The sequence below is a fragment of the Sedimentitalea todarodis genome (assembly GCF_032595355.1).
GTDB lineage: Bacteria > Pseudomonadota > Alphaproteobacteria > Rhodobacterales > Rhodobacteraceae > Sedimentitalea > Sedimentitalea todarodis.
Window position 1 is genome coordinate 70,017 of record NZ_JASMWN010000004.1, and the last position, 25,297, is coordinate 95,313.

The following is a 25,297-nucleotide window of genomic DNA, read 5'->3' on the forward strand; positions in this document are numbered from 1 at the left end:
ATCACGCGAGGCGACGTGCCTTCCATGCATCCAGCGCCGGATTGGCCTCTGGGTTCAGCACTGCCACGCTCAATGTCGCATCCGGTCCCGGATCGGCGGCGCCGGGGCTGTCGGCCCGCATTTGTTCCAGCTTGCCGATATTCTCCATCACCTGCGGCACCCGCGACATCGTCGTCGCGACCTCGCGCTGGAAATGCTGCGCTTTCATCTGATGACGTGCGCCGAAATAGAACGATACAACAACGCCCAGTAACCACCACAGCGGTTCCGGCACCAGCGCGATCCCCTGCATCCGCGCCGCGAACCACAAGGGGTCGATCATCGCGGTGACAAAGAGGCCAAGCGTCCCGAGCGCCAGCGCGGGGCGCGGCAGCCGGTTAAGCCCGTCCATGAACCGGTCAAACAGCCCGGCGCGCGGGACCTCGAACTCGGCACCAAATTGCTGCATCGCCTGTCCTTGTACAGACGCCGCTCTTTTTGCCCCGGCCTCGGCATTCTCGGTGAACACCTCCGCCGTCTCGCGGATCACGTTGCGCCCGCTACCAAACATCAAACTCAGAAATCCCTGGATCAGCCCCATGCCGCCACCCTCTGTTGAAACTGCGCCTGCGTGAGATGGAATTTGGGGGAAAGGAACTCTTCGGCGCGTTTGATCCAGCCCCCCTTCCCTCCAGCGCGCGTGCGCGCGTATTTGCGGCTCGCCACCCGCCCGTCGGCAATCCGGAAATAATAGTTGCGCCGCGCCACACCATAGGCATCGCGCAACGACATCGCATCCGGCGCCGCTGCGTCCCGCACTGCCGTCAACGTCTGTGGTCCGATCGCGCCGTCAACGGCCACGGCATACCCCATATCCCGCAACATCCGCTGCAGGATCTTCACCGCGTTTCCGCCTGCATTCACGTACATGTCAAACAGGCTAGCCTGTAACGCGGCTGGCATCTCGGCGATCCGGGGGCGCACAAAATAATGGGTGATGAAGATATCCACGGCCTGCGTCTGGCTCAGCGCCATAACATCGGCAACGCCGACCGCGCCATCACCGGTCAGGTCCAGCCCCAGCCGGCGCATCGTATGAATGGTCACACCGTATTTGGTCGCCCCACCCGGATCATCCGGATCATTCACATATCCGCCTTCACGGGCCACGATCTCTTCGGCGATCTGACGTACATTCTGCATGGATTTCTCCCGAACCAACACCGGAAAATCTCCACAAGAATGGTTAACGCCTGCCAATCACAGCGCACGCACCGGTTAACGAGGACCCAAGACCTGATCCGTCCGGCAAGGAAAGTTCAGCGCTTTCAGCTGTCGTTGGGGTCCTGATACACACCCTGCTCTTTCAATGCGTCTACGACCTCTTTGGGCATGTAGGTTTCGTCGTGTTTTGCAAGAATTTCAGTCGCTTCAAATACACCGTTAACGTAATGTCCGGTGCCGACCATACCTTGGTTCTCGGCAAAAAGGTCCGGCAGAACGCCAGAAAACGTGACCGGCACCGAGGCACCGCCATCGGTCACCGAAAACCGGATCACTTCGCCCTGGCCGCGCTCAAGCGTGCCTTCCTCGACCAATCCACCAATGCGAAACACCTCGTTTGGAGCCGGCGGTTCTGCCAGAATCTGACTCGGGGCCCGGAAAAAGTTGATCCCGTCCCGCATTCCGTACCCGATCAGTGCGGTTGCCAACATCAGGGACACCGCCGCCAAGACGATGACCTGCATGCGACGTCGCTTTTTCAGGTTTCGCATCTCTTGCCCTCCTGTTCACGCATCATCAGCGACACCCGTGCGCTCTGCGCGCGAATTCACCCTATGGAAACAGCGGAGCCATCATAAGCCCCAGAGTCTCTTCCTCACCTAACATCAGGTTAGCGTTTTGCAATGCCTGCCCGCTGCTGCCCTTGGTCAGGTTGTCGAGCGCTGCGATCACAATCGCCCGCCCTTCGATCCGATCCGCCGAAACGCCGATATGTACAAAGTTCGAGCCGCGTACATCATGGGTGCTCGGCGCTTGCCCGAACGGCAGGACTTCGACAAAGGGTTCACCACCATATGCCTCCGCAAGGGTCTCGTTGATCACCTGCGCATCGCCCTTCACATAGACCGTCGCGAGAATCCCCCGGTTTGCCGGAATCAGGTGCGGCGTGAACTGCACCCGCACAGGTCGCCCGGCCAAGGCACTGAATTCCTGATCAAACTCCCCTAAATGCCGGTGCGTCCCACCAACGGCATAGGCGTTGTAGCCTTCGCTCAACTCTGCATGCAGCAGGTTTTCCTTCAGGCTGCGCCCGGCACCGGACACCGCGCATTTCAGGTCAAGGATGATGTCGTCCAGATCGATCACCCCCGCCGAAATCAGCGGCCGCAGCGCAAACTGCCCGGTCGCGGCGTTGCATCCGGTCCCGGCCACCAGCCGTGCAGCGCGGATCTCGTCACGATAGAACTCGCTCAGTCCGTAAACCGCCTCGTCCTGCTGCGCCAGGGCCGCATGGGGATTGCCGTACCATTTCTGATAGTCTGCCGGATCGCGCAGCCGGAAATCGGCTGAAAGATCGACAATTTTCAAGCCGCCTGGCAGATCACGGATGACCTCCTGGCTCGTCTTGTGCGGCAACGCGCAGAAACACAGGTCGACCCCAGAAAAATCAATCTCGTCGATCTTGCAGAGCGTCGGCAGAGTCATGTGGCGCAGATGCGGAAATACCTCGGCCATTTTCATACCGGCCTTGCGTTCACCGGACAGGGCGACAATGTCCATGTTCGGATGTCCGGCGATCAACCGGACGAGTTCGGCACCTGTGTATCCGCTGGCACCAAGAATTGCGATTTTGTGGGTCATGTCAGACTTCGTTCATTTATTGTGAATTGAGCTGTGCCAGCGGTCTCAGAACCATGGCAGGCCTAGCGGATGTATCCAGCGCGCGCCTTGACCAAGATCAGGCCGCGGCAAATGTAATCTGTCGTCGCATGAATTGCGTTGCGCGGTCGCTCACACGGCGGGCGTCACCGCTGGTCAGATAGCCGCTCGCCCCGGTGCCCAGCATATCGGGATGCCGCTCAAGATAATCCGCGAGACTCTCGGCGACCAGCGTACCCTGGCTGAACACCTGCACGTCTGGTCCGAGGGCATCCTGGAATGCCTGTTGCATCAACGGATAATGTGTACAGCCCAGGATAGCCGCCTGCGGATGCGGCATCTTGCGCTTCAGGGCATCCACATGGCTGCGCACGAGGGCTTCGGCAAGGATCATGTCGCCATCCTCGATGGCATCCACGACACCGCCGCACGCCTGCGCCTCGACATCGACACCGATCGCCCGAAACGCCAGTTCCCGCTGAAACGCCCGACTGGCCACGGTTGCAGGCGTCGCAAACAGCGCGACATGCTTGACCGCGACCTCACGGGGCGGAGAGTTGTCACCCCATTGCCGTTCGGTCAAAGCCTCGATCAACGGCACAAAAACACCCAGAACCCGCTTGCCCTTGGGCAATCCGCCTTCCTGCATCCGCCGCAGTGCGGCGGCACTGGCGGTATTGCAGGCGAGAATCACCAGGTCGCAGCCCGCATCCCACAAGCGCTCGACCGCCCTGGTCGTCAGATCATAAACGTCATCTGCATCCCGCACTCCATAGGGCGCGTTGGCACTATCGCCAAGATACAGAAAATCCACGTCCGGCAGACGCTTTTGCGCCGCTGCGAGAACGGTCAGCCCGCCGAGTCCGGAATCGAAAATACCTACTGCCATCTTGCTCAAGCGCGATGCTTGTCCTCAAACTCACAGCCGCAGTCATAAGACCTTAATGGCTTTGGAGACAGCCCATAAGTCGATTTTCAAAGAAAATCCATCATCCCTTTTGAGACTGCGGCAACTGGACGTCGCATATTGCGAACCGGACCAGGCCCGACAAGCGGCCGAGTCCCGTCCAACACCGCACCAGGTCCCTATTCCGCGGCACGTGACATCTCGGGTCCACCACGCTGGAAATCCGCCAGCAGTTCCTCACGCCGTTTTGCCGCCTTGGCTTCACTCGCCGCCTTGACGGGACCGAACCCGCGTATATCCAAAGGCAACCTCGCCAGAGCCACGGCGATGTCTTGTGTCTGTGGAGTCACCTTGGACAGAACCACTTTCATGTCCGCCTCATATTGTCGGATCAGCGCGCGCTCCATCTTGCGCTCTGCACTGTATCCGAACAGATCGAGCGGCGTGCCCCGCAGGACCTTGAGGAATCGCATGACCTTGAGCGGCGTCTTCATCCATTCGCCAAAGGCACGTTTTTTCGGCCGGCCATCCGTCCCGGTTCCGCCCAGCATCGGCGGCGCCAGGTGGAACGTCATCTTGAAATCGCCATCGAACTCGGCTGCAGCCTTCTCCTGACTGCCCAGCAGCAGGCGCGCGACCTCGTATTCGTCCTTGTAGGCCAACAACTTGTGATAGCCATTGGCAACGGCTTCCTTCAGCTCTGAGTTCTCGACCCCATCCACAAGCTTGCGATATCGCTTGGCCAGCCGCTTGTTCTGGTACTGCGCCAGATGGTCGGCCCGATAGGCGATCTTGTCGTTCAGGGTCTTCGGCAGTTTGACCACCTTGGGCTTTGACAGCGCAGCCGCCTCTTCCGGATAGAGCACCGCCCAGCGACCGATTTCAAACGCCCGCAGATTTCGGTCGATCGCCGCGCCGTTCAACTGGATCGCCCCGGTCATCGCTTCATAGCTCACCGGAATCAGCCCGCGCTGCCAGGCACCACCAAACACCATCATGTTGGAAAAGATCGAATCCCCCAACGTCGCGCGGGCCAGATCGGACGCATCAAACAGATCGAGCCGGTCCTTGATCCGTGCCTGCAGGGCCAGTTCCAGCCTGTCGGACGGAAGCGCGAATTCGGTATTGCGGGTAAAATCACCAGTGATGATTTCATGGTTGTTGACAACCGCACCGGTCTGTCCCGTCTTGGTCAGGCCAAGCGTCTTGGAACCGGCGCTGACCACCAGATCACCACCGATCAGGGCGTGAGCCTCTCCCGTGGCGACGCGGATGGCACTGATATCCTCGGGTGTGTTGGCAACCCGGCAATGGATATGCACCGCACCGCCTTTTTGGGCCAACCCGGCCATTTCCATCATGCCGGCTCCCTTGCCGTCAATCTGTGCGGCCTGCGCCAACAACGCACCGATGGTGACCACACCCGTGCCCCCGACGCCCGTGATGACCACGTTGTGTGTGCCGTTGATCGCCGGCAGGTCCGGTTGCGGCAGATCGGGAAGCGTCAACTCTGTGGTCGCCTCCTTCCTTACCTTCGCCCCTTCCAGCGTCACAAAAGACGGGCAGAACCCCTTGAGACAGGAAAAGTCCTTGTTGCAACTGGATTGATCAATCGCCCGCTTGCGTCCCAGTTCGGTTTCGACCGGCACGATCGACACACAGTTGGACTGTATCCCGCAATCACCACAGCCTTCACAGATATCGGTGTTGATAAAGACGCGCTTGTCGGGGTCGGGAAACAGCCCGCGTTTGCGGCGACGGCGCTTTTCGGCGGCGCAGGTTTGGATGTAAATGATGGCGCTGACGCCTTCGATCTCGCGGAATTCGCGTTGCACCGCGTCCAGTTCGGCCCGTTCGTGCCATTCCAACCCCTTTGGAAAGGCATCGCGCGCCGGTTCTTCCTTTTCGTCATAGACCACCGCGACCCGTTCGATGCCGATCGCCTTCAGTTCGCGTGCGATCCTCTGCGCATCCAGATCGCCTTCGTTATGCTGCCCGCCGGTCATCGCAACGGCGTCGTTGTAGAGGATCTTGTAGGTGATGTTGGTCTTTGCGGCCTTTGCAGCGCGGATCGCCTGAATGCCAGAATGGTTGTAGGTGCCATCGCCCAGGTTCTGGAAGACATGTTTGGTCTTGGAAAACGGCGCTTCCCCGATCCAGTTGGCCCCTTCGCCCCCCATATGCGTATAGCCGATGGTCGATCGATCCATCCACTGCGCCATGTAGTGGCACCCGATTCCGGCATAGGCACGGCTGCCATCGGGCAGCGTTGTCGAACTGTTATGCGGGCAGCCCGAGCAGAAATAGGGCAGACGCGCGGCGATCTCTTCCGCATTGTCATTGCGCCGTGCATCATTCAGCGCCGACATCCCGGCCCGGATTCCGTCGGTCTCGCGACCTTCTTCGATCAGGATTTCGCCTAGCTTTTCGGCGATCATGATCGGGTCCAGTGCGCCGCGCGTCGGGAACAATTCCATCCGACGCCCGTGCTCCCAGCTATCACCCTTGTGCCAGCCATAGACACGCCGGCCACCGCGATCATCAAAGATCGCTTCCTTGACCTGCACCTCGATCAGCTTGCGCTTTTCCTCGATGACAACGATCAGGTCCAGCCCGTCGGCCCATTCATGAAAGCTGTCCATGTCCAGCGGGAAGGTCTGGCCGATCTTGTAGGTGGTGACGCCCAGACGCCCGGCTTCGTTTTCATCGATGTTCAAGAGCGACATCGCATGCACGAGATCGAGCCAGTTCTTGCCTGCCGCGACGAAACCGATCTTTGCCCCGGGCTTGCCCCAGACACGCCTGTCGATGCGGTTGGCGCGGGCAAATGCCTCTGCGGCAAAGCGCTTGTGATCGATGACCCGCGATTCTTGTGCGGTGGGGGTATCGACGAGGCGAATGTTCAGCCCACCCTCGGGCAGGTCGAAGTCCGGCGTGACAAGTTGCATCCGCATCGGATCGCCATCGACCACCGACGTGACTTCGATAGTGTCCTTCATGGTCTTCAGACCGACCCACAGACCGGCAAAGCGCGACAAGGCATAGCCATAGATGCCGTAGTCGAGAATTTCCTGCACGCCAGCCGGGCTGACCACAGGCATATAGGCATCCACCAGTGCCCATTCGCTCTGGTGCAGGACCGTGCTGGATTCACCGGTATGGTCGTCGCCCATCGCCATCAGCACCCCGCCCATCGGGCTGGTCCCAGCCATGTTGGCGTGCTTCATCACGTCGCCGGATCGGTCCACGCCCGGCCCTTTGCCGTACCAGAGACCAAAAACGCCATCGAACTTTCCGTCGCCGCGCAATTCTGCCTGCTGGCTGCCCCACAAAGCGGTCGCCGCCAGGTCTTCGTTCAACCCCAACTGAAACGTGATGTCATGTTCCGCCAACGGTTTGGCCGCGCGCTGCATCTGCAGATCCACGGCACCCAGAGGCGACCCCCGATAGCCCGTCACCAGCCCGGCTGTATTGAGACCCGCGGCCTTGTCCCGTGCCCGTTGCATGAGCATCAACCGCACCAGAGCCTGCGTTCCATTGAGCATGATCGGGCTCTTGCTCAGATCGAAACGATCATTCAACGAGATTTTCTGCGTGCTCATGTTGGCCTCCCCGCTTTACATGATTGTGCCTGCTTTGGGTCGATAATAGGTCATAAATTCTGACCTGTATAGTCAAAAAACACGATTGCCGCGACGTTCCGACTGTTGCATGGAGGTCATACCGGCCCGTCTAATAGAACATCACCCATCACGAAGGCACCTCGCATGGATTGGGACAAGCTCAGAATTTTTCACGCCGTCGCGGATGCCGGTAGCCTGACCCATGCGGGAGACCGCTTGAATCTCTCGCAATCGGCCGTCAGCCGCCAGATTCGTGCGCTCGAAGACAGCCTCGGCGCAACTCTGTTCCACCGGCACGCACGCGGGTTGATCCTGACTGAACAGGGCGAGTTGCTGTTTGATGCGACCAACTCCATGTCCAAGCGGCTCGAAACCGCAGCCGCCCGCATCAAGGACAGCGAAGAAGAAGTCTTTGGAGAGCTGCGGGTCACGACAACCTTTGGTTTTGGACTTCTCTGGCTCGCGCCGCGCTTGCCCAAGCTCTATGAAAAGTATCCGGAGCTCAAGGTTGATCTGATCCTTGATGAGCGTGTCCTTGACCTGCCCATGCGCGAGGCCGACGTGGCCATCCGCATGAAAGAGCCGAGCCAGGCAGATCTGATCCGCAAGCGCCTGATGTCGGTGCAGATGCTCATGTATGCCTCGCGCGAGTATCTCGATCAGAATGGCACGCCTGACAGTGCTGAAGATATCAGCGATCACCGGCTGATCTGTCAGAGCACGGATGCCGCACAGGTCATGGCAGGCGCGAGTCTCGTTCAAACCGTGATGGCCTACAATCCAAGATCCACGTTGACGATCAACAACTATTTCGGCGTGCTGCAAGGCGTCCTGCACAATCTCGGGATCGGTGTCTTGCCCGACTACGTGACCCACGACTTTCCCCAACTGGTACGGGTTCTCCCAGAGATTGAGTCGGCGGATGTGCCGGTCTTTCTCGCCTATCCCGAGGAATTGCGCCAATCACAACGGATTGCGGCATTTCGTGACTTTGTTCAGGAAGAGATCATTACCTACCGCAAGCATTTGAGATCTCTTGAAAAAGCCTGAGCCATGCAAGTGGCGCATAACGGCATTGCTGCGACTGCGGCGATATGGGCCTTGATCGAACGGAAAGCGATGCCTTATTGAACTCATGAAGCGATTGGTGCCTAACAGCTCATCGCTTCATACCTCCCTGTTGGACTTTGGCCGAGCTTAATGCTCGGCCTCTTTTTTTCTGCCATGCATCCAATGCTTTGGGGCGGGTGTTAAGCGGTCTGAAAAGAAATTCTCAATCTTGTTGAATTTTTGGTGATTCCCGGCCAATGAGGACGGCAACACATAGGTTTCTGCGTCTGGGAGTTCGAGCATGGGTCTTTTTTCGCGCGTTTGCGCAGCATTGATCGCCCTCATTGTTTTCCACACGATGGCGACAGGCGCGCAAAGCCAGGCACTGGCGGCCATCAACGGCGGATCAGGCAGCAGCGAAGAGACCACCTCCACCGACCTGCCCGAACCGCTGTCTCAGGACGCTGTCCGCGAAATGGTCGCTCGCATGTCCGATGACCAGGTTCGCGACATGTTGCTGGACCGGTTGGATGCTGTCGCTGCGGCAGAGTCCCAAACCGGCACACCTGCCGGCACCGGCGTCTTTTCACAGCTCAATACCCTCTGGGTCGCGTTCTATTCAAACCCGCTGGATGCGATCGTAAAGCTGCCCACGCTGGTCCAGAAACAAGGCGAGGCCATTGGCGGTTTCGTACGGGAATTTGGCGGTGCCTCTGGCGTCTTCAAGATGCTGGGGCTGACGGCAATCGCCTTGGCCGTCGGATTTGGCGTGGAGTTTCTGGCACAGCGGCTGACCAAAAGATGGCAGCGAAGCCTGCCGCCCTCAGACTCCGCGACCCTGCGGGAGTCGTTGAGTTTCCTGTTCCGGCGTTTCATGCGCGAGATTTTTGGTCTGATCATCTTCTATTTCACGATCCGCATGGTTGGCCGCGCCCTTCTGGATACACAACAGCTGATTTTCGTAGCGCCGATGGTCACCTACCTTATCTGGTGGCCCCGGCTTGGTGCTGCGGTCTCTCGTTTTGTGCTCGCCCCCAAAAAGCCCAGCCTGCGCCTGGTAAGCCTTGATGACCATTGGGCGGCGTTTTTGCACAAAAACCTGGTGGGTCTGATCCTGCTCTCGGGGTTCACTATTTTCGCAGTTGGCTTCAACATGAACGCCGGCCATTCACTTGCCGAAACGCGGATAGGGTTCTGGCTCGATTCAGCGGTCTACCTCTATATCATCTTCATCGCCTGGAGTGCCCGCGACGGACTTGTCGAACTGATGCGCGGCTCCGACCCCGATCGTACGGAATATGACGAATTGGTTGCCCGTTGTTATCCCTACTATGTGATTGCTGTCGCTGCGGGCATGTGGGTTCTGGTCACGATTCTTGCCGGATTGGGCAATGTCGAGCTGCTCCTGAAAGGCGCGCACTACACAACCATGTTCTGGCTCATCATTGCGCCCACATTGGATATGCTCGTCCGGGGACTGGTCCGCCACCTTGTGCCGCCGATGATTGGTCAGGGACCACTTGCCGAAAAGGCATACCGTTCAACCAAGCGCAGCTACATCCGCATCGGTCGCGTGCTCATCGCGGGGATCGTCCTTGTGCTGATTGCCAACTCCTGGGACATGAACATCGCTGACTTTACGTCTCAGCGACAGGGATTTGGCTCGCGATTGATCGAATTCCTGATGACCCTTGCCGTCGGCTACATCGTCTTTGAAGTGGTCTCACTCTGGATCAATCGCAAGCTGGCCAAGGAACAGACCAGTTCGGATCCCGTCAGCGAAGACGTCGCGGTCGGCGAAGGCGGCGGCGCTGGCGGCTCGCGACTGGCCACTGTCCTGCCTTTGCTTCGGCTGAGTGCGCTTACGGGTATCGTCATCATCTTCACGCTACTGGCCGTGGGAACGCTTGGCATCGACATCACGCCGCTCCTCGCCGGGGCCGGCATACTGGGTCTTGCCATCGGTTTTGGCGCTCAGAAGCTGGTGACGGATATCGTTTCCGGAGTGTTCTTCTTGATCGACGATGCATTTCGGGTTGGTGAATACGTTGACGTTGGCGGCACGATGGGCACCGTCGAAAAGATCTCTATCCGCTCGATGCAACTGCGCCACCACCGGGGCAACGTGCACACCATTCCCTATGGAAGCGTCGAAAAGGTCACCAACTTCAGCCGCGATTGGGTGATCATGAAACTGATGTTCACCGTCCCCTTCGACACCGACCCCAACAAGGTCAAGAAGATCTTCAAGAAGATCGGCGCCGAGATGCTTGCGGATCCGTTGTTCGAAAACGACTTTCTCGAACCGTTCAAGAGTCAGGGCGTTCTGCAGTTCGATGACGTCGGCATTGTCATGCGCGGCAAGTTCATGGCCAAACCCGGAACGCAGTTCACGATCCGCAAGGAAATCTACAACCGGGTCCGCAAGGAGTTCGCAGACAACGGCATCGAGTTTGCCCGCCGCGAGGTGCGCGTGGCAATTCCCGGCTTGGATCATGATGACGAACTGACCGACGTTGAGAAACAGGCGATTGCCGCAGGCGCAGGTGGCGCGGTTCAGGCGCAGGTTGAGCAGCAGAGCGAGAAAAAGTAGCAAACGTAAATGCAGTGGCGCAAGATTTTGGGGCCACGCCCTGCGCTCTTGCGCAGTGCTACCGTCCATCCGACGATAGCGCGCAACACCCGAGACCCATTTCTGTTCACGCGGGTCATGGTCTTCGCCAGACCAATTTCATTTCCAAGCTGCGCCGGGCTATCGAATGCGATTGGAGCCGTGGAACACGCACTCCGGCTGCACAAGATTGGAACAGGGCTTTTCCCCGGACGCCGCTTGCACTAACAACACCGCAATCACGACACCCTGGGGAAAGACCGGATGCAAGAGCCAGCCATCACGCCTGAGTTGATTGAAAACCACGGGCTGAAACCCGATGAATACACAGAAATCCTGCGCATTCTTGACCGCGAGCCGACGTTCACGGAACTGGGTATCTTTTCAGCAATGTGGAACGAACATTGCTCCTACAAATCCTCCAAGAAATGGCTTCGGACCCTGCCCACCTCCGGCCCGCAGGTCATCTGCGGCCCCGGCGAAAACGCGGGTATCGTGGATATCGGCGACGGCCAGGCAGTGGTCTTCAAGATGGAAAGCCACAACCACCCCTCCTATATCGAACCCTACCAGGGCGCGGCCACCGGCGTTGGCGGTATCCTGCGCGATGTGTTCACCATGGGCGCGCGCCCGATCGCGGCCATGAATTCGCTCAGCTTTGGCGAAACCAGCCATCGCAAGACCAGACAACTGGTCAACGGTGTCGTTGAAGGTGTCGGGGGCTACGGCAATTGTTTCGGTGTGCCGACGGTCGGAGGCGAAGTTCGGTTTCATGCGGCCTATAACGGCAATTGCCTTGTGAATGCCTTTGCCGCGGGTCTCGCCGACAGCGACAAGATTTTCTATTCGGCGGCCAGCGGGGTCGGCCGCCCGGTCGTCTATCTCGGCGCCAAGACAGGCCGGGACGGCGTCGGCGGAGCGACCATGGCGAGCGCCGAATTTGACGACACCATCGAAGAAAAACGCCCCACGGTTCAGGTCGGCGATCCGTTTACCGAAAAGCGCCTGATGGAAGCGACGCTGGAGTTGATGCAGACAGGTGCCGTGATTTCCATTCAGGATATGGGCGCAGCCGGTCTCACTTGCTCGGCGGTCGAAATGGGCGACAAGGGCGGGCTTGGCGTGCGGCTGAATCTGAACGCAGTCCCTCAGCGCGAAGAATACATGTCGGCCTACGAAATGATGCTGTCGGAGTCCCAGGAACGGATGCTGATGGTTCTCAACCCCGAACTTGAGGCCGAAGCCCGTGCCGTATTCGCAAAATGGGATCTCGATTTTGCCATTGTCGGCGAAACCATCGCCGAGGATCGCTTTATCGTGGAACACAACGGCAAGGTCATGGCCGATCTGCCGCTGGCCACCCTGTCTGGCTCGGCTCCGGAGTATGATCGCCCTTGGGTCCCGACACCACCGGCCGACCCCTTGGCCGATGTGCCGGGCATTGACCCGATCGACGGACTGCGGGCGCTGATCAGTTCGCCGAACTACGCCGCCAAGCAATGGGTCTACGAACAGTACGACACCATGGTCATGGCCGATACCGCCCGCACGCCCGGTCTGGGCGCCGGCATCGTACGCGTGCATGGCACCGACAAGGCGTTGGCCTTCACCAGCGACGTCACTCCGCGCTACGTGCGGGCCAACCCGGAAGAAGGCGGCAAGCAAGCTGTTGCCGAAGCCTGGCGCAACCTGTGTGCTGTTGGGGCGAAGCCGCTGGCGACGACAGACAACCTCAACTTTGGCAACCCGGAAAAACCGGAAATCATGGGCCAGTTCGTCGGCGCGATCAAAGGCATCGGGGCCGCCTGCGCCGCCCTTGATATGCCCATCGTTTCAGGCAACGTATCGCTCTACAATGAAACCGACGGCACCGGCATTCTGCCCACGCCGACCATCGGGGCCGTGGGGCTTCTGGCACATACCGACGACATCATCGGATGCGATGTGCGCGATGGCCACGTTGCCTTGCTGGTTGGCGATACTGTGGGCCATCTGGGCCAATCCGCGCTGCTCGCCGAGGTTTTCAGCCGTGAGGAAGGAGACGCACCGCCGGTAGATCTGGACGCCGAAAAGCGCAACGGTGACTTCATCCGCAACAATCGTACCCTGATCACCGCCTGTACCGACCTCTCCGATGGCGGTCTGGCGTTGGCCGCCTTTGAACTGGCCGAACGCACAGGTGTGGGCATCCACCTTGACGCCCTGTCGACCGAGTATCTCTTTGGTGAGGATCAGGCCCGTTATCTGATCGCCTGCAATTTCGACCAGGCCGAAGCGCTGATGACCGCTGCCGGTCAGGCCGGTGTCACGATAGCTTCGGTTGGGCGGTTCACGGGCGAGATCGTTCAGATCGGCTCTGCCTCTGCGCCGCTGTCCGACCTGGCCCAAACCTACCGCAGCGCGTTTCGGGATTCCCTTGGCTAGGGGATGACGCAACAGCGCTATCTCTATACAGGCGATTGCAAGACATGGTCGACCGCAATCCAAACCATGCTTGAAGGCAAGCGATACCGGATGCCGGGCATAAAACTAATGTATCCCAAGCCGGTCCAGCACGGCATGCTGGCGCACGCGCTAACGACACGCAAACATCTGAAGGACAAACGCTGGGGGCGCAATCGCCAGAAGCCTTGCCAACCCGGATTGGGACGTGGCGGTGATCTCGACAGAACTGTTCGAGTTTTCTTCCCCCGACGCATTGCTGCCGCGATCAAGCAGCATCTCCCGGATTACGCCGAAACCATTCGCGCCATCGCCTATATCCGCCCCCATGTCGGGCGTTTCCTGTCGCAATTCGCAGAGAACCTGAAGAACGGCCAGGCCACCGGCGAGATGCAGGAGTTTGCGCGTGAGTCCTTTCCTGCGCGACGCTGATGTGCGCCATGATTTTCTGGCACGGATTCTCGGCGATCGCCCCTTCGAGATTCACGAAGAGTCCGAGTCCAACGCATCGCTCTGCCTCGCCGACCTCGCATTGATGCGGATGCTGCAACGACGCCTTGCTGCCAGGCTGGGCGCGGACCATCCGTCCTGTGTGCCGTTTGGCAAACAGTTCGAACCCTTCTGCTGGAGGCACCGTCGAAGCGATCCTCGGAAAAGCGGCGCTCGTTAGGAAAACTCTATGACAGGATGGCGGTGCGGTATCACGACGATGCGCGCCGGATGGATGAACACTGGTTTCAGGGGCCTTGTTTTGTTCCCGCACTGGATGCTGCCGCCAATGACACGGTTGCCACGGCTCAGGACCTGAATGTCGAAACGCATTTTGCCCCCGAGACCTTGCGGCTGATGACCTGTTGGGCCGATCTCATCCTGGGACAAATGGGCGAGGATCCGGCAGGTCTTGGAGAACGGATACACCCGCAAGTCTTACGCCGCTCCCCGGTTTGCCTGCAAGACCCGATGACAGGCACAAAACGAAACGGGCGCATCCAGATGACCTCTGCGCCAAAATGCAATGAACCGATCCCTTGCGCCCTGAGCAGCATCGCCCTACATCTGTGTTGAACCAGCAGGAGCAACGCACCACATGGCAATGCAGGCCCATGAAATTGAAGAACTGATCCGCGCCAGCTTTCCGAATGCAACGATCTCGATCACCGATCTGGCCGGCGACGGAAACCATTATGCCGCCGAAGTCATCGACGAGAGCTTTCGCGGCCAGAACCGGGTGCAACAACAGCGCGCGGTCTATGCCGCGCTAAAAGGCAAGATGGATGGCGCCAGCGGAGAGCTCCACGCGCTGGCATTGACCACCAAGGCACCTGCATGACCGACGATGGCTCCGGTGAAAGCACTGGATGCCCGAGATCAGACAACAGACCTAGCGTCAGCCCGACCGGGGTAACGCGCGACACGAGGATAGCGAGATGAGCGATACAGCCACCAAGATCAAGGATACCGTCACCAGCAATGACGTAGTGCTTTTCATGAAAGGCACCAAGGAAATGCCGCAATGTGGGTTTTCCTCCCGTGTTGCCGGTGTGCTGAACTATATGGGTATTGAATTTGCCGACGTGAACGTTCTTGCCGATGAAACGATGCGCCAGGGGATCAAGGATTATTCCGACTGGCCGACCGTTCCGCAACTCTATGTCAAAGGTGAATTCGTCGGCGGATGTGACATCGTCACCGAGATGACCTTGTCCGGTGAACTCGACACTTTGCTTGAAGACAAGGGCGTTACCTATGACAAGGACGCCGCCAATAAAATCCGCGAAGCCAACGGCTGATGAACCCGATCAGAGTCTGGCAATGCCGCCCCATTTTGGGGCGGTTTTTACGTTCTGGTACAGGGTTTCATGTACAGGCTATCATGCAGGGCGCCTGAAGTCTCAAGACTGCCGGAAGCGCCATCCGGTCATTGATCAACAACCGCACAATCGCGCAGGATCCACACTTCCTCGGCGGTATGATCCGCGGCCATATGCATCACGAACGCCTCGTCGCCCTTGGTGTAGAGGCGATAGCTGTCCTGCTCGTCAAATGCGACATACCGCACGCCTGACGCCGAGTGCAACGCACGTAGCGCGACCTGTTTGCCTTCAACCTGCATGACCGCCAGAGCAGGCCCATCTGACGGATTGATGAAGGTCACCGGAACCATCACGTTCCGCTCGCACAGATACGACAGGCTCGTTACGTCCGGACCATCCTGTGCGGACACGGCGATTGGCAAGATCATCAAGAGACAGCTGACAACAAGCGCCCTCATTTTTGGGCCTTTTCCTCGATCTCGCTTGCCAGCGCTTCTGCTTGTGCAGCCAGTTCCGCCAACATATCGGTCACGGCTTGCGGCACCACCGGTACCTCCACCCGTTCTGGGGCGGGTTTTGGCGCATCGCGCAGCTGTTCCAACTCTGCCTGGCGCTCCGCGAGTGCCGACTCAAGATCCCTGATCCGATCTTCGGAGGCCGCGGTTTTGTCGGCAAGCAGGAGACCGGCCATCAGCAGCATCCGCGCCTCGGGCATCCGGCCGACCTGATCCGACAACACCTGTGCCTCGTCGTCCAGCATCTTGGCGGCGGAATGCAGAAAGCTCTCTTCCCCCTCCTGGCACGCAACATTGAATGGGCGACCGCCTATGCGAATAGTGACTTCAGGCATTACAGGTCCTCCCCTTCGGGCAATCCGTTTGCATCGGCCAGGAGCGGCTTGAGTTTGGCCAGAACCACGCCGACCTCCGCAACCTCGGTTGCGCGTGTAGCGCGCAGCGCTTCCAGCTCCGCCAGCATCGCCTTGTTGATCAGGCGCGGTTTCCCGACCCCGTTTTCATTGGCCGTACGCAAGGCCGCATTGCTGCTGCGCAATTGCTCGTTGGCTTCGCGCAGCCGCTGCAAATCCATGTCCAACTGTCCCAGGGCCTGATCGAATGTGGTCAACTCGGCCTTGAGCGCGTCTATCTCCGCCGATTTGTCCAGATCTGCCTTGAGTGCGGCGATCTCGTCATCATGTTCGGCCCGCAGCGCGCGGAGCCTGTCTTCGAGATGCGCGCTCGCGCGCCGTTCCTCCTCCAGGGCAGCGGCAAGATCCGGCCCGGGCGGTGAATCATCTGCCCGTCCGGCAATTTCACTGACCCCGGCATCTATCCGTGACAACGCCGCCGTGATCCGGCTTTGCAATTCTTCGATCTGACTCATGCCCCTCACCCTTCGTACGGTTTTTCAGATTTCGTACGTTTTGCCTGTTGATATTGCCCCGCGCCGCACATTGCAGCTCGGGTGCGAATCGAACCCATTCTCCAATTCTTAGCAGTCTAGCCAAGGGCAAAGCAATTTTCCTGACCTTTGCTTTCAAAGACTTGGGCCAACGGGCTCATCCGATGGCCAAACTGTGCCGGTCTGGCGCTTGATCTTTGGGGTGCGGCTGGTATTGAGCAATCCAGTTACCGCTGACACGATCTGAAAGCCAAAGGAGCCGCCACGTGGATCTCACCGCAATGCGCAACGCCAACCCAGACCACTGGTCAAAAGCGACAGCCATACGCGCCCTGACGCTGGATGCCGTCCATGCGGCCAGTTCCGGCCACTCCGGTATGCCGATTGGCATGGCGGATGTCGCGACTGTCCTGTTTGAAAAGCATCTGAAATTTGATGCCGCCGCTCCGGACTGGCCGGATCGGGACCGCTTTATTCTGTCGGCCGGACATGGCTCGATGCTGCTTTATTCGCTGCTCTACCTCACCGGGTCGAGCGAGTTCCCGCTGGAAGAAATCAAGAACTTCCGCCAATGGGGCGCGAAGACGGCGGGGCATCCCGAGAATTTCCTTGCCAGCGGGATCGAGACCACCACCGGACCGCTCGGTCAGGGTATTGCCAATTCCGTCGGTTTTGCCATCGCCGAAGAGGCGCAGCGCGCGCGCTTTGGCAAGAAGGTCGTGGATCACCATACCTACGTCATCGCCGGTGACGGTTGCCTGATGGAAGGGATCAGCCACGAAGCAATCGGCCTGGCCGGACGGCTGCAACTGGGCAAGCTGATCGTGCTGTGGGACAACAACAACATCACAATTGACGGCAAGGTCGACCTCTCTGACTGCACCAATCAGGTCGCGCGCTTCAAGGCGGCGGGCTGGCAGGTGATCGAGATCGACGGCCATGACCCGGTTGCCATCGACGAGGCCCTGACCGCCGCCAGGAAATCACGCAAGCCGTCGATGATCGCCTGCAAGACCCACATCGCACTGGGCCACGCGGCGCAGGACACGTCCAAGGGGCACGGTGCACTGACGGATCCGGATCAGCTTCAGGCCGCCAAGGATGCCTATGGCTGGACGACTGGCCCGTTCGTGGTTCCGGAGGATGTCAAATCCTCATGGGAGGCGATCGGGACACGCGGCGCATCCGCGCGCACCGAATGGGAAGCGCGGCTTGCCGACCTGTCCGAACGCCGCCGCGACGAATTCAACCGCGCCTACGCACTTGAGGCCCCCAAACGCCTGTCGGCAACCATCCGGGCGCTCAAGAAGCAGGCCAGCGAGGCCGCAAACAAGGTGGCCACCCGTAAATCCAGCGAGATGGTGCTTGAAGTAGTGAATCCGGTGATGAAGGAAACGATCGGCGGCTCCGCCGACCTGACCGGGTCTAACAACACCAAGACCGGCGATCTCGGCATGTTTTCGCCGGAGGATCGCAAAGGACGCTACATTTACTATGGCATCCGCGAACATGGCATGGCGGCGGCGATGAATGGCATGGTGCTGCACGGCGGGATCCGTCCCTACGGCGGCACGTTCATGTGCTTCACCGACTATGCCCGCCCCGCGATGCGGCTGGCCGCGCTGATGCGAATTCCCACGGTGTTCGTCATGACCCATGACAGCATCGGTCTGGGCGAGGATGGCCCAACACACCAACCGGTCGAGCATCTGGCCATCAGCCGGGCCACCCCGAACACGCATGTCTTTCGTCCAGCCGATACAGTTGAAACCGCCGAAGCGTGGGAGCTGGCACTGACCAGCAAGTCGACGCCATCGGTGCTGTCGCTGACCCGTCAAGGGCTGCCCACCGTGCGAACCGAGCACAAGCAAAAGAACCTGACGGCGCAGGGGGCCTATGTGCTTGCGGATGCAGAGGGCAAACGGCAGGCGATCCTGATCGCCACAGGCTCCGAAGTTTCCTTGGCAATGGAAGCGCGCGCGATGCTGCAAGCCGACGGTATCGGCACCCGCGTCGTTTCGATGCCCTGCATGGAACTCTTCGCCGAACAGGACGAGGCCTATCGCAGGCGCGTTCTGCCTGCAGGCCCTTTGAGGGTTGGCATCGAGGCTGCGGTACGGCAGGGCTGGGATCGTTGGCTGTTGGGGGAGCGTGGCCGCGAAGCCAAGGCCGGCTTCATCGGCATGGACAGCTTTGGCGCGTCTGCACCGGCAGAGGAGTTGTACGAGAAATTCGGCATCACCGCAGAAGCGATCGTCGCCAAGGTCAAGGCGTTGCTGGGCTGACATCTGTCCCAACCCAGACCGCGTTCAACCCGCACCATTGAAATCGAATGGGCCGCTTTCGGAAACGACAGCGGCCTTTTTCATTTTTCGTGCCGTTTCAGTGCGTCGGGGCGCCGCCTTTGCCTGACAACCGTTGGATCAACGGCGAAACCACCCGCGTTGCAATCGGGATCAGGATCAACCCGAGGGCCAGCCCGAACACGCCATCCATGGTGGCCGTTGCGATCCACTCGACCGTCGATGTCCAACGCTCGGCGACCAAATTCCCCACAGCGACCGCCAAATCGTGGATTTGGTCGTACAGCCAAGGGAACCCCAGCACGCCCAATCCGTGCAGGATGATCGATCCACCGACCCAAAGCATCGCGGCGGTGCCGACCACCGACAGAACCTTCATCACCACAGGCATCGCGTTGACCAACCCTCGGCCAAAGGCGCGCCCGGCTCCGGTGTGACCATTCTTTGCAACATAGAGCCCGACATCATCCATTTTGACGATCACGCCCACCACGCCGTAGACCGCGATGGTGACGCCTGCCCCGACCACGGCCAGCGTCGCGGCCTGCATCCAGACATTCGGCGCCTCGATCGCGGCGAGCGCTATCGTCATGATCTCGGCTGACAGGATGAAATCAGTCTTGATTGCGCCCTTGATCTTTTGCTCTTCAAGGTGGCCGGGATCCTTGACCGACATATCTTCCGCGACATGCGCGTCACCATGTGGGAACAGCACGTGAAATATCTTTTCCGCGCCTTCAAAGCACAGGTAAGCCCCCCCCATCATCAGAAGCGGCGTGATCAGCCAGGGCGCAAAATTGGCCAGCAGCATTGCCACCGGTAACAAGAGAACGAGCTTGTTGAAGAACGACCCGCGCGCGATCCTCCAGATGATCGGCAACTCGCGCGCCGGGGCAAAGCCCTGCACATACTTCGGTGTCACCGCGGCATCGTCGATGATTACGCCGGCCGTCTTGGCACCTGCCTTGCCGGCGGCCGCCACTACATCGTCAACCGACGCCGCCGCCACCTTGGCGATTGCGGCAACATCATCCAGCAATGCCAGTAGACCACTCATGATTTGCCCCTTTATTATTTGGCCTGCGAAAAGAGCCTAACGCATTGATCCCACAGGGCAAGCGTTAGCGCAACCGCACGCAGTTTGCGCTAACACATTAAGAATGCGGCACTTTCTCTCTTTTTCTGAATCGATTCCGGGGCTATATGCCCACAAGGCACAATATTGTGGAGCCACATAGTATGACCATTAACGTCGGTATCAACGGATTTGGCCGGATTGGCCGCTGTACCCTGAACCATATTGCGTCAAGCGGGCGCAATGATATTCGGGTCATCAAGGCCAATGCGACTGGCCCGATCGAAACCGCGGCACATCTGCTGCGGTATGACAGCATTCACGGTCGCTTTGCGCAGGATATCCGTGTGGGCGAGCGCACATTGGATTTGGGCCAGGGCGAGATCGAGATGTTCTCGACATACGATCCGCATGAACTTGACTGGTCCGGATGCGATGTCGTGCTGGAATGCACCGGAAACTTCAACGACGGCCAAAAGGCGTCGGTTCATCTCGAGCGTGGCGCAAAATCGGTGCTGATCTCCGCCCCGGCCAAGAACGTACAGAAAACCGTGGTCTTTGGCGTCAATGACGAGATGCTCGCCAGAGGCGACAACATGGTCAGCAACGGATCATGCACCACGAATTGCCTGGCGCCGCTGGCCAAGGTTCTGGACGAATCCGTCGGCATCGAGCACGGCATCATGACCACGATTCACTCCTATACCGGCGATCAGCCGACACTGGACCGGCGTCACAGTGATCTTTATCGCGCACGCGCCGCCGCAATGGCAATGATCCCGACATCGACCGGCGCCGCCAAGGCATTGGGTGAAGTGCTGCCCAACCTCAAGGGCCGGCTTGACGGTTCCGCCATCCGGGTGCCGACGCCGAACGTCTCGGCAGTCGACCTGACCTTCCGTGCTGCGCGCAACGTCACTGCCGACGAAGTGAACGCGGCCGTTGCCGAGGCCGTCAAAGGACCGATCGGCAAAGTGATGGCCTATGATCCCGAGCAGAAGGTTTCGATTGATTTCAACCACACCGAAGAAAGCAGCATCTTTGCCCCCGACCAGACCCGCGTCGTGGGCGACCGCATGGTGCGCGTTCTGGCCTGGTATGACAACGAATGGGGCTTCTCGGTTCGCATGGCCGATGTTGCAACCGCGATGGGTCGTCTGAACGGTTGATAACCATCCCATCGGATGGCCATTGAAGACAGACGCCCGGTCAGGCATAGCTGACCGGGCGTTTTCAATTCGACCGAGGTCCGAATGTCCAATACCCTCGCCCTCGTTCTGGGCCTGATGCTCGTTGGCTCTATCGCTGTCGATGTCGTACTCTATGGCGGCGAGCATCTCGTATTTCTGGGCAAAAAACTCTACGAGTTTATCGAATGGTTGGCGTTCTGGCGCTGAGGCGCTGTCACAGGCCGCATCGTGGCTGGCATCACAACCTTTCCAACAGGGCAGCACGGACCTGTGGTGTGACGAATTTGGAGACGTCACCACCAAGTCGCGCAATTTCCTTTACCAACTTGCTGGCAATCGGCTGGTACTTGGCATCCGCCATCAGAAACACTGTCTCGACTTCGTCGTTCAGCATACGGTTCATGCCAACCATTTGATATTCATACTCAAAATCCGCAACAGCCCGCAGGCCGCGAAAAATGATCTGAGCTCCGACGTCCTGAGCACAGTCGATCAGCAGATTCTCGAACGGATGGACGACGATTTCGGTGCCGATCTGATCCGTCAGATCAGCACAATCCGACTTGATCATCGCCACCCGCTCTTCAAGTGAAAACAGCGGGCCCTTGTCCCGGTTGATCGCAACGCCAATCACCAGACGATCAACCATCGGACACGCTCGCCGGATGATGTCGGCATGACCAAGCGTGATGGGATCAAACGTTCCGGGATACAGTGCTACGCGCATTTCGGGTTGTCTCCTGCCTTATGCGGAATGCGGTCCAACCAACGTCAGGGGGTCCGCATTTTCAAGCAAGCTCGGGCTGGCGAACAGAAACCTGTCGCCAGCGGAGGATGCTCTTTTCGGTGTTCAACTGACGGGTCAGTACCCCATGATCATGCCTTCAAGGGCCTGTTTTTCCATCGACAGTTCCGCAAGCTGCGCCTTGACGACATCACCAAGCGTTACAAGACCGATCATCTTGCCGCTTTCCTCGAGCACCGGCATGTGCCGGAACCGTCCTTCGGTCATCATGCCCAGGATCTGCTGCGCCGTTGCCTCGATGTTGCATGTCACGAGCTTGCTGGTCATGTAGGCACTGACCGGTTGTTCCATGCAGACGCTGCCGACATTTGCCAGTTCTCGCACAATATCGCGCTCTGACAGGATGCCCGCCGCGGTTGCTCCACCATCGTCGGACACCACCACGGAACCGATCCTGTTCTTGGCCAGAACCTTCGCGGCCTCCGAAACCTTGGCCGTGGATTCCACCGTCAACACGCCCGGGGTGGCCTTGGATTTGAGAATCTGCTGCACCAGCATTGGGGAGACCTCCGCAATATTCTTTCAATATCAAAAGCCTCGCTGCAATATGCAATCGTGTCAAGACTCCGGTGACGGGCTGCGGCAACAGGGCATGAATTTGCATTCAATATCCATTCGAAACATGGCCACGGATCGCCGATCCGCTTGCGCCGCTCAGGTCTGCGATTCGAGACGCGCCACCTCGCTCCGCACTCCGATTGCCAGTGCTTCGGCAAACTGTGTCAGCCGCTGGCTGCGCTGATCTGCCTGATGGCGCACGAGATAAAAGCTGCGCGTCAGGTTGATCTCCGCTGTCAGCACCTTGCACAGCATCCGATGCGCGGGCAGCGTGAAATCATGAGCAATGCCAAGCCCGACGTGCTGGCACAGCAGTTTGAGCTGAACAGGCACCGAATTGGACGCCAGTTGTACACGCTCTACCCCGAGCTTGTTCAGGTAATCCAGTTCTGCGTCAAAGATCATATCCGGTATGTAGCCAACCATCCGCCGCCCCCGCAGATCCTCGACGCTGTCGATTTTCGGGTGACTGCGCAGGTATCGGCGCGTTGCGACCAAATGCAAATGGTAATCAGTGATCTTCTTGACCAAAAGCTGTCCGGCCGAGGGTGCGCTGACCGCGATCGCCATATCTGCCTCGCGGCGCGACAGATTGACGACCCGTGGCAACGCAACGATCTGAATGTCGAGATCCGGGTTTTCCTGTCCGATTTGCGCGCAAACCTGGGGCAGCAGGTAGTTTGCACAGCCATCCGGTGCCCCGATCCGAATTTGGCCTGACAAACCCTCGCTCTGTCCGTCCAGCGCCTCGGTCGCGGCGCGCATCGCCTGTTCCGCAGCTTCCGCATGCGCCAGAAAACGTTCCCCCGCCTCGCTCAGCGCATAGCCCTGCGGCGACTTCACGAAAAGCGGCGTGCCAAACGCTGCCTCAAGCCGCGAGACACGCCGGCCGACGGTGGCCGGATCGATCTTGAGCACACGCCCTGCGGCGGACAGGCTTTCTTGCCGTGCCACCGCCAGAAATATTCGTACATCATCCCAATGTGGTTCCATCCGGCCCCCTATTGCATTTTTGCAAAGCCTTTTTGAAATCTTGCCTCTGTTCAATGATTTTTTGCAAGGCTATGGTTCCGGCAAGTCGTCAACAGGAGGAATTCGCATGCAAGAACTGACACATTATATCAACGGTGCTCACGTAAAGGGGCAATCAGGTCGATTTGCCGACGTCATGAACCCGGCCACCGGAGAGGTGCAGGCCAAGGTTCCGCTCGCCAACGCCGAAGAGATGGCCTCTGCGGTTGATATCGCCAAAGACGCCCAGGTCGGCTGGGCCGCGACCAATCCGCAGCGCCGCGCACGGGTTATGATGAAGTTCGTTGACCTGCTGAACCGCGATATGAAGAAGCTCGCCGACGCCCTGTCCCGCGAACACGGCAAGACCCTGCCCGACGCCGCAGGTGATGTGCAACGCGGGCTGGAAGTTGTCGAGTACTGCATCGGCGCGCCACAGATGCTGAAAGGCGAATTCACGGATGCGGCCGGCCCCGGCATCGATATGTACTCGATGCGTCAGCCCCTGGGCGTGACGGCCGGTATCACCCCGTTCAACTTTCCCGCAATGATCCCGATGTGGATGTTTGCGCCCGCCATTGCCTGCGGCAACGCCTTTATCCTCAAACCATCCGAGCGTGACCCGTCCGTTCCCCTGATGCTCGCGGAACTGATGGAAGAAGCCGGTCTGCCCAGGGGCATCCTGCAAGTGGTCAATGGTGACAAGGAAGCCGTCGACGCGATCCTGTATCATCCCGAAATCCAGTCGATCGGCTTTGTCGGTTCGACCCCGATCGCGGAATACATCTATGGCACGGGCTGCTCGCAGGGCAAGCGCGTGCAATGTTTCGGCGGTGCGAAGAACCACATGATCGTCATGCCCGACGCCGACATGGACCAAGCTGCCGATGCCCTGATTGGTGCCGGCTATGGCGCGGCGGGTGAGCGTTGCATGGCAATCTCGGTGGCTGTGCCTGTTGGCGACGAAACCGCGGACCGGCTGATTGAGAAGCTGGTGCCCCGCATCGAGACCCTCAAGGTCGGTCCCTATACCGCAGGCGACGATGTCGACTATGGCCCGGTTGTGACGGCCGCTGCCAAGGCCAACATCGAACGGCTGGTACAGACCGGCATCGATCAGGGGGCCAAGCTGGTGGTCGATGGACGCGGCTTCAAGCTTCAGGGATACGAAGACGGCTATTTCATCGGCCCGCACCTCTTTGACCACGCCACCCCAGATATGGACATCTACAAGACCGAGATTTTTGGCCCGGTTCTGACGACGGTGCGCACCCAGACCTACGAAGAGGCGCTGAAACTGGCGATGGACCATGAATACGGCAATGGCACCGCGATCTTTACGCGTGACGGAGACACGGCGCGTGATTTTGCCAGTCGCGTCAATGTCGGTATGGTCGGTATCAATGTGCCGATCCCCGTGCCACTGGCCTATCACACCTTTGGGGGCTGGAAAAAATCTGTGTTCGGCGATCTGAACCAGCATGGCCCAGACGCGTTCAAATTCTATACGCGCACCAAGACCGTGACCTCCCGCTGGCCAAGCGGAATCAAGGACGGTGGCGAATTTTCTATTCCCGTGATGGAGTAAGGCCTCAGTTAGCGATCAGAAAGGGTGCCTTTCGGCGCCCTTTCAACGCCGGACAAC

At 59.2% G+C, this 25,297-nt stretch carries 25 protein-coding genes; 12 read left to right on the forward strand and 13 right to left on the reverse strand.

Annotation, left to right across the window (positions count from 1 at the left end; all coding sequences use genetic code 11):
- Nucleotide 1: 1 nt before the first annotated feature.
- The 6 genes from QO231_RS07155 to QO231_RS07180 form a co-directional block, all read right to left on the reverse strand.
- The gene (locus QO231_RS07155) at nucleotides 2-580 is read right to left on the reverse strand and encodes a holin family protein (protein WP_316774677.1); all 579 of its coding nucleotides are present in this window, start codon (nucleotides 578-580) and stop codon (nucleotides 2-4) included.
- Nucleotides 571-1,182 (reverse strand): holin-associated N-acetylmuramidase, encoded by a 612-nt coding sequence (locus tag QO231_RS07160; protein ID WP_316774679.1) that lies wholly within the window; start codon nucleotides 1,180-1,182, stop codon nucleotides 571-573. The genes QO231_RS07155 and QO231_RS07160 overlap by 10 nt, the downstream gene beginning before the upstream one ends.
- 125 nt (nucleotides 1,183-1,307) lie before the next feature.
- Entirely contained in the window at nucleotides 1,308-1,754 is a 447-nt protein-coding gene (gene ccmE / locus QO231_RS07165; RefSeq protein ID WP_316774682.1) for a cytochrome c maturation protein CcmE, read from the reverse strand.
- 61 nt (nucleotides 1,755-1,815) lie between these two features.
- Nucleotides 1,816-2,844 (reverse strand): N-acetyl-gamma-glutamyl-phosphate reductase, encoded by a 1,029-nt coding sequence (gene argC / locus QO231_RS07170; RefSeq protein WP_316774684.1) that lies wholly within the window; start codon nucleotides 2,842-2,844, stop codon nucleotides 1,816-1,818.
- 97 nt (nucleotides 2,845-2,941) lie between these two features.
- The gene (locus QO231_RS07175; RefSeq protein ID WP_316774999.1) at nucleotides 2,942-3,751 is read right to left on the reverse strand and encodes a glutamate racemase; all 810 of its coding nucleotides are present in this window, start codon (nucleotides 3,749-3,751) and stop codon (nucleotides 2,942-2,944) included.
- 197 nt (nucleotides 3,752-3,948) lie between these two features.
- Complete coding sequence (locus QO231_RS07180) at nucleotides 3,949-7,371, reverse strand: indolepyruvate ferredoxin oxidoreductase family protein (protein WP_316774686.1); 3,423 nt, start codon at nucleotides 7,369-7,371, stop codon at nucleotides 3,949-3,951.
- Nucleotides 7,372-7,536: 165 nt separating this feature from the next.
- On the opposite strand from QO231_RS07180, the gene QO231_RS07185 reads away from it, so the two are divergent.
- The 8 genes from QO231_RS07185 to grxD all read left to right on the forward strand — a co-directional run bounded on the left by QO231_RS07185 (nucleotide 7,537) and on the right by grxD (nucleotide 15,285).
- Nucleotides 7,537-8,442 (forward strand): LysR family transcriptional regulator, encoded by a 906-nt coding sequence (locus tag QO231_RS07185; RefSeq protein WP_316774688.1) that lies wholly within the window; start codon nucleotides 7,537-7,539, stop codon nucleotides 8,440-8,442.
- A 301-nt stretch (nucleotides 8,443-8,743) separates the two neighbouring features.
- Nucleotides 8,744-11,035, forward strand: coding sequence for a mechanosensitive ion channel family protein (locus QO231_RS07190; protein ID WP_316774690.1), 2,292 nt, complete (start codon nucleotides 8,744-8,746; stop codon nucleotides 11,033-11,035).
- 282 nt (nucleotides 11,036-11,317) lie between these two features.
- Entirely contained in the window at nucleotides 11,318-13,477 is a 2,160-nt protein-coding gene (gene purL / locus QO231_RS07195) for a phosphoribosylformylglycinamidine synthase subunit PurL (protein WP_316774692.1), read from the forward strand.
- A gap of 3 nt (nucleotides 13,478-13,480) precedes the next feature.
- Nucleotides 13,481-13,927: a hypothetical protein gene (locus QO231_RS07200; protein ID WP_316774694.1), complete on the forward strand. Its 447-nt coding sequence runs from the start codon at nucleotides 13,481-13,483 to the stop codon at nucleotides 13,925-13,927.
- Nucleotides 13,902-14,165, forward strand: coding sequence for a hypothetical protein (locus QO231_RS07205; protein ID WP_316774696.1), 264 nt, complete (start codon nucleotides 13,902-13,904; stop codon nucleotides 14,163-14,165). Before QO231_RS07200 ends, QO231_RS07205 begins: the two co-directional genes overlap by 26 nt.
- A gap of 17 nt (nucleotides 14,166-14,182) precedes the next feature.
- A complete protein-coding gene (locus tag QO231_RS07210; protein ID WP_316774697.1) occupies nucleotides 14,183-14,560 on the forward strand; it encodes a hypothetical protein in 378 nt (125 codons plus the stop codon).
- A 22-nt stretch (nucleotides 14,561-14,582) separates the two neighbouring features.
- Complete coding sequence (locus QO231_RS07215; protein WP_316774698.1) at nucleotides 14,583-14,825, forward strand: BolA family transcriptional regulator; 243 nt, start codon at nucleotides 14,583-14,585, stop codon at nucleotides 14,823-14,825.
- Between the two features lie 97 nt (nucleotides 14,826-14,922).
- Nucleotides 14,923-15,285: a Grx4 family monothiol glutaredoxin gene (gene grxD / locus QO231_RS07220; protein ID WP_316774700.1), complete on the forward strand. Its 363-nt coding sequence runs from the start codon at nucleotides 14,923-14,925 to the stop codon at nucleotides 15,283-15,285.
- Nucleotides 15,286-15,413: 128 nt separating this feature from the next.
- Here the strand turns inward: grxD and QO231_RS07225 are convergent, their stop codons facing one another.
- Genes QO231_RS07225 through QO231_RS07235 form a run of 3 tightly spaced genes read right to left on the reverse strand, consistent with a single transcriptional unit; the run spans nucleotide 15,414 to nucleotide 16,692 of the window.
- Nucleotides 15,414-15,767 carry an MliC family protein gene (locus tag QO231_RS07225; RefSeq protein WP_316774701.1) on the reverse strand — a complete coding sequence of 118 codons (354 nt, stop codon included), beginning with the start codon at nucleotides 15,765-15,767 and terminating at the stop codon, nucleotides 15,414-15,416.
- The gene (locus QO231_RS07230) at nucleotides 15,764-16,159 is read right to left on the reverse strand and encodes a cell division protein ZapA (protein WP_316774703.1); all 396 of its coding nucleotides are present in this window, start codon (nucleotides 16,157-16,159) and stop codon (nucleotides 15,764-15,766) included. Before QO231_RS07230 ends, QO231_RS07225 begins: the two co-directional genes overlap by 4 nt.
- Nucleotides 16,159-16,692, reverse strand: a complete 534-nt coding sequence (locus tag QO231_RS07235) for a hypothetical protein (RefSeq protein ID WP_316774705.1) — start codon at nucleotides 16,690-16,692, stop codon at nucleotides 16,159-16,161. The genes QO231_RS07230 and QO231_RS07235 overlap by 1 nt, the downstream gene beginning before the upstream one ends.
- Before the next feature lie 284 nt (nucleotides 16,693-16,976).
- Between QO231_RS07235 and tkt the strand changes: the two genes are divergently transcribed.
- The gene (gene tkt, locus QO231_RS07240; RefSeq protein ID WP_316774707.1) at nucleotides 16,977-18,995 is read left to right on the forward strand and encodes a transketolase; all 2,019 of its coding nucleotides are present in this window, start codon (nucleotides 16,977-16,979) and stop codon (nucleotides 18,993-18,995) included.
- Nucleotides 18,996-19,092: 97 nt separating this feature from the next.
- Here the strand turns inward: tkt and QO231_RS07245 are convergent, their stop codons facing one another.
- Nucleotides 19,093-20,070 carry a DUF808 domain-containing protein gene (locus tag QO231_RS07245; RefSeq protein WP_316774709.1) on the reverse strand — a complete coding sequence of 326 codons (978 nt, stop codon included), beginning with the start codon at nucleotides 20,068-20,070 and terminating at the stop codon, nucleotides 19,093-19,095.
- Between the two features lie 182 nt (nucleotides 20,071-20,252).
- Between QO231_RS07245 and gap the strand changes: the two genes are divergently transcribed.
- Both gap and QO231_RS07255 read left to right on the forward strand, forming a co-directional pair.
- Nucleotides 20,253-21,257 (forward strand): type I glyceraldehyde-3-phosphate dehydrogenase, encoded by a 1,005-nt coding sequence (gene gap / locus QO231_RS07250; protein WP_316774711.1) that lies wholly within the window; start codon nucleotides 20,253-20,255, stop codon nucleotides 21,255-21,257.
- Between the two features lie 84 nt (nucleotides 21,258-21,341).
- Nucleotides 21,342-21,485 carry a hypothetical protein gene (locus tag QO231_RS07255; protein ID WP_316774713.1) on the forward strand — a complete coding sequence of 48 codons (144 nt, stop codon included), beginning with the start codon at nucleotides 21,342-21,344 and terminating at the stop codon, nucleotides 21,483-21,485.
- Nucleotides 21,486-21,516: 31 nt separating this feature from the next.
- On the opposite strand, the gene coaD is transcribed toward QO231_RS07255, so the two are convergent.
- The 3 genes from coaD to QO231_RS07270 all read right to left on the reverse strand — a co-directional run bounded on the left by coaD (nucleotide 21,517) and on the right by QO231_RS07270 (nucleotide 23,634).
- On the reverse strand, nucleotides 21,517-22,005 hold the full coding sequence (gene coaD / locus QO231_RS07260) for a pantetheine-phosphate adenylyltransferase (RefSeq protein ID WP_316774715.1): 489 nt from the start codon (nucleotides 22,003-22,005) through the stop codon (nucleotides 21,517-21,519).
- Nucleotides 22,006-22,140: 135 nt separating this feature from the next.
- Nucleotides 22,141-22,581: a CBS domain-containing protein gene (locus QO231_RS07265; RefSeq protein WP_316774716.1), complete on the reverse strand. Its 441-nt coding sequence runs from the start codon at nucleotides 22,579-22,581 to the stop codon at nucleotides 22,141-22,143.
- A 156-nt stretch (nucleotides 22,582-22,737) separates the two neighbouring features.
- Nucleotides 22,738-23,634, reverse strand: a complete 897-nt coding sequence (locus tag QO231_RS07270; RefSeq protein WP_316774718.1) for a LysR family transcriptional regulator — start codon at nucleotides 23,632-23,634, stop codon at nucleotides 22,738-22,740.
- 106 nt (nucleotides 23,635-23,740) lie between these two features.
- Here QO231_RS07270 and QO231_RS07275 point away from each other — a divergent pair, with 106 nt between their 5' ends.
- Nucleotides 23,741-25,240: a CoA-acylating methylmalonate-semialdehyde dehydrogenase gene (locus tag QO231_RS07275; RefSeq protein ID WP_316774719.1), complete on the forward strand. Its 1,500-nt coding sequence runs from the start codon at nucleotides 23,741-23,743 to the stop codon at nucleotides 25,238-25,240.
- The last annotated feature ends 57 nt before the right edge of the window (nucleotides 25,241-25,297 follow it).